Origin of the sequence: Streptomyces sp. NPDC101132 (genome assembly GCF_044759225.1) — a bacterium.
In the GTDB taxonomy this organism is placed as follows: Bacteria; Actinomycetota; Actinomycetes; order Streptomycetales; family Streptomycetaceae; genus Streptomyces.
On record NZ_JBIVYX010000021.1, the window covers coordinates 53,206 to 60,211 of the forward strand.

The 7,006-nt window shown below is 74.2% G+C and carries 5 protein-coding genes and 3 tRNA genes; 4 read left to right on the plus strand and 4 right to left on the minus strand.

Annotated elements, in window-relative coordinates; all coding sequences use genetic code 11:
- Nucleotides 1-103: 103 nt before the first annotated feature.
- Entirely contained in the window at nt 104-1,381 is a 1,278-nt protein-coding gene (locus ACIQUR_RS33520) for an MFS transporter (RefSeq protein WP_403672837.1), read from the minus strand.
- Nucleotides 1,382-1,581: 200 nt separating this feature from the next.
- On the opposite strand from ACIQUR_RS33520, the gene ACIQUR_RS33525 reads away from it, so the two are divergent.
- Both ACIQUR_RS33525 and ACIQUR_RS33530 read left to right on the plus strand, forming a co-directional pair.
- Complete coding sequence (locus tag ACIQUR_RS33525) at nt 1,582-2,736, plus strand: glutamate--cysteine ligase (protein ID WP_403672840.1); 1,155 nt, start codon at nt 1,582-1,584, stop codon at nt 2,734-2,736.
- Between the two features lie 742 nt (nt 2,737-3,478).
- Nucleotides 3,479-4,141, plus strand: a complete 663-nt coding sequence (locus ACIQUR_RS33530) for a class I SAM-dependent methyltransferase (RefSeq protein ID WP_403672843.1) — start codon at nt 3,479-3,481, stop codon at nt 4,139-4,141.
- A 332-nt stretch (nt 4,142-4,473) separates the two neighbouring features.
- On the opposite strand, the gene ACIQUR_RS33535 is transcribed toward ACIQUR_RS33530, so the two are convergent.
- The 3 genes from ACIQUR_RS33535 to ACIQUR_RS33545 form a co-directional block, all read right to left on the minus strand.
- A tRNA-Ile gene (locus ACIQUR_RS33535) sits at nt 4,474-4,547 on the minus strand.
- A gap of 189 nt (nt 4,548-4,736) precedes the next feature.
- Nucleotides 4,737-4,809: transfer RNA gene (locus tag ACIQUR_RS33540), tRNA-Asn, on the minus strand.
- A gap of 5 nt (nt 4,810-4,814) precedes the next feature.
- Nucleotides 4,815-4,887: transfer RNA gene (locus tag ACIQUR_RS33545), tRNA-Asn, on the minus strand.
- Between the two features lie 194 nt (nt 4,888-5,081).
- On the opposite strand from ACIQUR_RS33545, the gene ACIQUR_RS33550 reads away from it, so the two are divergent.
- Nucleotides 5,082-5,357, plus strand: a complete 276-nt coding sequence (locus ACIQUR_RS33550; protein ID WP_403672846.1) for a YtxH domain-containing protein — start codon at nt 5,082-5,084, stop codon at nt 5,355-5,357.
- A 67-nt stretch (nt 5,358-5,424) separates the two neighbouring features.
- A complete protein-coding gene (locus ACIQUR_RS33555; protein ID WP_403672849.1) occupies nt 5,425-6,864 on the plus strand; it encodes an FGGY family carbohydrate kinase in 1,440 nt (479 codons plus the stop codon).
- The last annotated feature ends 142 nt before the right edge of the window (nt 6,865-7,006 follow it).

A 7,006-nucleotide genomic window follows, 5' to 3' on the forward strand; every position in this document is an offset into this window, starting at 1 on the left:
GCAGGCGCGGTCCTGCTGCGGGGTGCGGGCGGGGCGAGGCCCCGTACGCCCGGCGGGCGGCCCCCCGCGGCACCGAACCAAGGCTTCCGGATCCCGCCCCGGGTCAGGCTTCCGGCGTCCGGGCGTCGTAGCGGGCGAAGCCCCGCCAGACGGCGGCGAGCAGGGCCAGGGCCGCCACGCAGGCGAGGCCGCCGCCCGTGACGGCCACGGCCGGCGAGGTGAGGTCGGCCGCGGTCCCGGCGAGGAAGTCCCCGAGCCGCGGGCCGCCGGCCACCACGACGATGAACACGCCCTGGAGGCGGCCGCGCAGGTCGTCGGGGGTGGCGGCCTGGAGCATGGTGGTGCGGAACACCATCGAGATGGTGTCCGCGCAGCCGGCGAGGGCGAGGAAGAGCAGGCCGAGCCAGAGGTTGCGGGTCAGCCCGAAGACGGCGACGGCGGCACCCCAGGCGGCCACGGACAGCAGGATGGCCAGGCCGTGCCGGCGGATCCGGCCGAGCCAGCCCGAGAAGAGGCCGCCGAGCAGCGCCCCGACCGCCGGGGCGGCCACGAGCAGGCCCACGGTCTTGGCGTCGCCGCCGTACCAGAGCCCGGCGATGGCCGGGAACAGCGCACGGGGCTGGGCCAGGACCATCGCGCACATGTCGGAGAAGAAGGTCATCCGGATGTTGGGGCGGGTGGCGAGGAAGCGCAGCCCGTCGACGACGGAGGCCCGGCCCCGCTTGCCGTCGGACCCCTCGGAGCCTTCGGACCGGTCCGGGCGCATCGCGGGCAGCCGCCACATCGCGTAGAGGGCGGCGGAGAAGGCGACCGCGTCGATCAGGTACGCCGCCTGGTAGCCCCACAGGCCGACGATGAAGCCGCCGAGCATCGGGCCGATCATCATGCCGGAAGTGGTGGTCAGCGACTGGAGAGCGTTGGCGGCCGGCAGCTGCTCCGGCGGCAGCAGCCGGGGGATCATGGCCGATCGGGCGGGCGAGTTGAGCGCGAAGCAGACCGCCTGGAGCCCCACGACCGCGTACAGGAACCAGACCCGGTGGTACCCGGCGAAGGCGGCACCGGCCAGGGCGACGGACAGCACGGCGGCGCCGAGCGCGCTGTACAGGCCGAGCTTGCGGCGGTCGACGGTGTCGGCGATGGCGCCCCCGTACAGGCCGAAGGCGACCAGGGGAACGAGCGAGAAGAGCCCCACGAGGCCCACGGAGAAGCTGGACCGGGTGATCTCGTACACCTGGAGCGAGACGGCGAGGGCCGTCATGGCCTGGCCCATCCAGGAGACGGTGTTGCCGAGCCAGAGCCGCCGGTAGTCGGCGGAGCTGCGCAGCGGGGTCAGGTCGGCGAGGATCCGCCGCTTGGGCGGTGTCGAGGTCGTAGCGGTCACACGGGATGGTAAATCGTTCGCACTTGAACCATCCGCCCCGCCCTCCCCTCGGGACGGCGGGCGCCCCGTGAGCGGCGCGGGGACGGGGGCGAGTACCCGCCACGCGCCGTGCGTTCACCCGCGATTGACTGAATAGACGTTCGCTCCGCACCCGCCGGTCGGCTCATCATGAAACCGACTCGTATGTCCAGGGAGGCGTAGTGATCGAACCTGGCAAGAGCACATCACGTACGTGGTCCTGGGCGCCGGACACGGTTCCGGCGCCCTCGCTGACCCTCGGCGTCGAGGAGGAGTTCCTCCTCGTGGACGCCCAGACCTGGCGGGTGGCGCCCGTCGCCCCCGAAGTCCTCTCCGACGTCGGCGAAGTGCCCCAGATCCACTCCGAGGGCACCCGCTACCAGGTGGAGATAGCCACCCCCGTCGCCGACACCGCCGACCAGCTGCGCGACGAGCTGACCGCGCTCCGCCGCGTCCTGGCCAAGACGGCCAGGGAGCACGGCTGCCGGCTGCTGGCCAGCCCCTCGCCCGTCCTCACGGTGCGCACGCCCCCGCACCTCAACGACGACGAACCGCGCCAGCGCGCGCAGTTCCAGCGGTTCGGGGCGCTGACCGACAACCTGGTCGGGTGCGGCCGGCACATCCACGTCGGCACGCTCGACACCGACACCGCGGTGGCCGTGGCCAACCGCGTACGGCCCTGGCTGCCCACGCTGATCGCGCTGGGCGCCAACTCGCCGTTCTGGGGCGGCCGCGACACCGGCCACGCCAGCTGGCGGGCGATGGCCTGGTCCACCTGGCCCTCGGCCGGTCTGCCGCCGCACTTCAGCTCCACCGCGCACTACCGGCGCTCGGTGGAACTGCTGCTGACCTCGGGCGCCGCGCTCGACACGAAGATGGTCTATTGGGACATGCGGCCCTCCGGGACCTGGCCGACGCTCGAGATCCGGGCGCCCGACATGTCCCCCGGGCTGGACGTGGCCGTGTTGCAGGCCGCGCTGGGGCGGGCCCTGGTGGCCGCGGCGCTGAAGTCCCTCGCGGCCGGCGAACCCGCCGCGACGGTCCGCGACGAGGTCCTCCAGCTGGCCCGCTGGCGGGCCGCACACGACGGCCTGGAGGGGTACGGACTCGACCCGTTCACCGGTACGGAGCTCCCGGCGGCCACCCTCGCCGAAGCCCTGCTGGACCTCCTCGCCCCGGAGCTCGCGGCGGCGGGCGACCTGGAGCACGCGTCGGCGACCCTGGCGTCCCTGCTCCGCGACGGCTCGGGCGCCCACCGGCAGCGCGCCGTCTACGCCCGCCGGGAGAGCCTCACGGACGTCCTCCACCACCTGGCCGACGCCACGGAATCCCTCTGACCCACCACCGCAGCCCGCGTGACCGAGGCCACCGAGTCCCCGTGACCCACCCGGCCGACGCCACCGGCCCCCGCCACCCCACCGCCCCCTGACCCACCAGCCCCACCGCGGGCCGGCCCACCCACCCACGCCCGGCCCGCCCCACCCCGCGGGACTCCCCCGAACCCCCCACGACCCAGGACCCACCGGGGCCACACCGAACCACCGGGCGCCGCGCCACGGCGGCCCCACCCGGCCCCCGCCCCACCGGGGGCCCACCCCCGCCCCGTCCCCCACACCCGCCCCCCCGTCACACCCCGCGCCTCAGCGGCGCCCGGACCGCACCCGCGCACCCCACCGAAGCCACCCCCACCGGGCCAGGCCCCCGACCCCGAGGGCCACCAGCACCGCCCCCCAGTCGATGACGTGCGGCAACCCGGGCCAGAACCCGAAGACCGCAAGCGTCCCCACCATCCCCACCCCGAACGCCACGGCCCCACCGCGCGCCCCGCCCCGCCCACCGTCCTGCTCGTCCACGAGGCCCCTCACTTCGTGATGTTGTGACACTGACTGGCCCGCCGCACCCCACCCACATTGAGATGGGCGCACGCCTTGCCATAACGAGGAAGCGTCTGCGGAGCGTTGTGCCGCACGAGATGAATCCCGCCCCCGCAACCCGTCACGCCCCGCGCCCTCACCGGCGGATCCGCGCGCCGGTGGAAGGGTGTGATCCGTCGACGGGCGCACCGAAGGGACATCGGACATGGCGGAGCACGACCGGCTGGCGGGTGCGCAGCACGCGCACTGGCAGGAGACCTACCGCGCGCATCCCGGGATGTACGGCACGGGACCGTCGGAGGCCGCGGTGTACGCCGCCGCGGTGTTCCGGGACGCCGGGGCCCGGGACGTGCTGGAGCTCGGTGCCGGGCACGGGCGGGACGCCCTCCACTTCGCCCGCCGGGGCTTCACCGTGCACGCCACGGACTTCTCCGCCACCGGCCTCACGCAGCTCCGCGCCGCCGCCGGAGCCGAAGGCCTCGCCGCCCGCGTCACGACCACCGTCCACGACGTACGCGAACCGCTGCCGCTCCCCGACGCCTCCGCCGACGCCGTGTTCGCGCACATGCTGCTCTGCATGGCCCTGTCCACCGAGGAGATCCACTCCCTCGTGGCCGAGGTCCGCCGCGTCCTGCGCCCCGGCGGCACCTTCGTCTACACGGTCCGCCACACGGGCGACGCCCACTACGGCACGGGCACCCCGCACGGCGACGACATCTACGAGCACGGCGGCTTCGCCGTGCACTACTTCTCCCGCCGCCTGGTCCACGACCTCGCCCACGGCTGGCACCTCACCGAGATCCACGCCTTCGAGGAGGGCGACCTCCCCCGCAGCCTCTGGCGCGTGACCCAGACCCCCGACACCTGACGAGGACCGCCCGGGAAAGGAGGGCGGCACCGACTACCCGCTGTCCCACCCCCGACCGGCCGGAACCCGTCACCCGCGCAACGGACAACGGGCACTTCATGGGCCCGGGCCTGTCCTGGACGGAACTCCAAGCAGCCGCCGCCCTGCACGGATCTGCGACGGCTCGCACAGCTGCCGGAACCCGGCCAACGGGTTCGCCCTGCCAGCCGCTCAGCGCGTCGCAGCCACCGAAGCCTTCGGCACCCCGCCCCCGCACCGGCACCGGCACCCCGCAACACCCCCGAAAACACCGAAGCCGCAGGTGCGATCGTTTCTGCACCTACGGCTTGCGGTGGGGCGGGTGGGACTCGAACCCACGGCCGACGGATTATGAGTCCGCTGCTCTAACCGGCTGAGCTACCGCCCCTTGCGGCGCGTCGCGCACATTTGTGCGCGCCGTCTGCCGCAGCATAGCCGCTCATACGATCTCCTGCTTCGGATGCCTCGCATGATCGGCTTCGCCTGCCCTAGGAGACCGCGTTCAGCGCTGCCCGGTTCCACTTCGGCGCGGAAAACAGAAGAAGAGGACCCATCAGGGGGTCCTCTTCTTCGATCGCTCCCCCGGCTGGACTCGAACCAGCAACCCTCCGGTTAACAGCCGAATGCTCTGCCAATTGAGCTACAGGGGATCGCGCTCCCCCGACTGGACTCGAACCAGTAACCTGCCGGTTAACAGCCGGCTGCTCTGCCAATTGAGCTACAGGGGATTGCTGCGTGTGCCCCGAACAGTCCCACCACCAGCCTTGCTGGGGGGCGGGCGCCCGTTGCGAGACATACATTAGCGCAAGCAGGGGGGTGCTCCGCCAATCGGTATCGCCCCGGGTGATCACGGCCCCCGACGGGTAGGCGGCCGGACACCGACGCAGCACGCACGCAGCAGCGATGCAGAAGGGTGGCAGGCATGCGTTACAAGCTCACGTTCGTCGCCGGACTGGCCCTCGGTTACGTGCTCGGCACGGCCGCCGGGCGGGAGCGGTACGAGCAGCTGAAGAAGTCCGCTCGCGGGATCGCCCAGAACCCCGCCGTGCGCAACGCCGCCGAGACGGCCGCGCACACGGGCCGCCAGTACGCCGGCAAGGCCTTCGTCGCCGTCGGGGAGCACCTCCCCGAGCGGCTGCGGGTCCACCACAACGGCGCGTCCGCCACGGAGGACGACTGGGGTACCAGCAACACCTAGGAACCGGCGGCGATCTTGACGTACCGGCGGGGCCCCGCGCGCCTCGCGGTGCGGCAGAATCGTGGGCATGGGGATAGTCGCCGGGCTGGACAGCTCTTCCGCCTTCACTCGCATCGTCGTCTGTGACACCGACACCGGTGCCGTGCTGCGCCAGGGGTACGCCCCCCATCCGCAGCCCGCGGGCGAGAGCAAGCCCACCGAGACCGACCCGCAGTCCTGGCTGCTCTCCCTCGGCGAGGCCGCCGGGGGCGGGCTGCTGGAGGGCGTCCAGGCGATCGGCGTCTCCGCGCAGCAGCACGGGCTGCTGCTCCTCGACGCCGGGGGCGCCCTCGTCCGGCCCGCCCTGGTCGGCAACGACAAGCGCGCCCAGGTGGCCGCCGCGGACCTGATCGAGGAGCTGGGCGGCCGTCAGGCCTGGGCCGAGGCCGTGGGCTGCGTCCCCCAGTCGGCGCAGCCGGTCGCCAAGCTCCGCTGGCTGGCCCGCACGGAGCCCGAGGCCGCCCGCCGCACGGCCGTGGTGATGCAGCCGCACGACTGGCTGGTCTGGCAGCTGCTGGGCCGGCCGGCGCGGCGCACCACCGACCGCGGCGCGGCCTCCGGAACCGGCTACTGGTCCCCGGCGCACAACACCTACCGCCCCGACCTCGTCGAACTGGCGCTGGGCCAGCGGGCGGTGCTGCCCGAGGTGCTCGGCCCCGCCGAGGCCGCCGGCACCACGCCCGAGGGGCTGCTGATCTCCGCCGGTACGGGCGAGACGCAGGCCGCCGCGCTCGGCCTTGGGCTCGCTCCGGGTGACGCGGTGGTCTCCCTGGGCGCCTCCGGTTCCGTGATGGCCGTCCACCACGAGCCCCTCTTCGAGCCCGGCGGCACGATCACCTCGCTGGCCGACGCGACCGGCATGCACCTGCCGGTGGTGTACACGTCCAACGCGGTACGGGCCCTGCGGGGCACCGCCGAGCTGCTGGGCACCGACCTGGAGGGGCTGAGCGCGCTGGCCCTGAAGTCGACGCCGGGCGCCCACGGGCTCGTACTCCTGCCGTACCTGGAGGGCGAGCGGACGCCGAACCTGCCGCACACCGCGGGCACCCTCTCCGGGCTGCGGCGGGACTCGATGAAGCCCGAGCACCTGGCGCGGGCGGCCTTCGAGGGCATGCTGTGCGGGCTGGTGGACGCCCTGGACGTGCTGCGCGGGCGCGGCGTCGAGATCCGGCGGGTCTTCCTGCTGGGCGCGGCGGCCGAGCTGCCGGCCGTACAGGCGGCCGCACCGGGGCTGTTCGGCACGCAGGTCGTCGTACCGCAGCCGGCGGACTACGCGGCCCTGGGCGCCGCCCGCCAGGCCGCCTGGGCCCTCGGGGTGCAGCAGGGCGCGCTCGCCCCGCACACGCCGCCGGCCTGGCAGGGTGCGGTGGCCCAGGTCTTCGAGCCGGGCGACGAGCTGGCGGCCGGCCAGGCCGTGCGCCAGCAGTACGCCGCCACCCGGGAGCAGATCCACCCCGGCGCCTTCTGAGGCCCGGGCCGGCTCCGGGGCCCCGGGGCCGGCCGGCGCCGGGCGCCGCCCCCCGACCCCCGGGGCGGGGGCGACACCGGTTGTCACGCCCGTTGGTAAAACCGGGGGTGCCGCCAGGGCGGGGGGGGGGTGAATGGGTGTG

What these genes read in the sequence shown, in the direction of transcription:
- ACIQUR_RS33530 (WP_403672843.1), top strand. Translation starts at nt 3,479, where the DNA reads ATGGCGGAGCACGACCGGCTGGCGGGTGCGCAGCACGCGCACTGGCAG.
- ACIQUR_RS33550 (WP_403672846.1), top strand. Translation starts at nt 5,082, where the DNA reads ATGCGTTACAAGCTCACGTTCGTCGCCGGACTGGCCCTCGGTTACGTG.
- ACIQUR_RS33555 (WP_403672849.1), top strand. Translation starts at nt 5,425, where the DNA reads ATGGGGATAGTCGCCGGGCTGGACAGCTCTTCCGCCTTCACTCGCATC.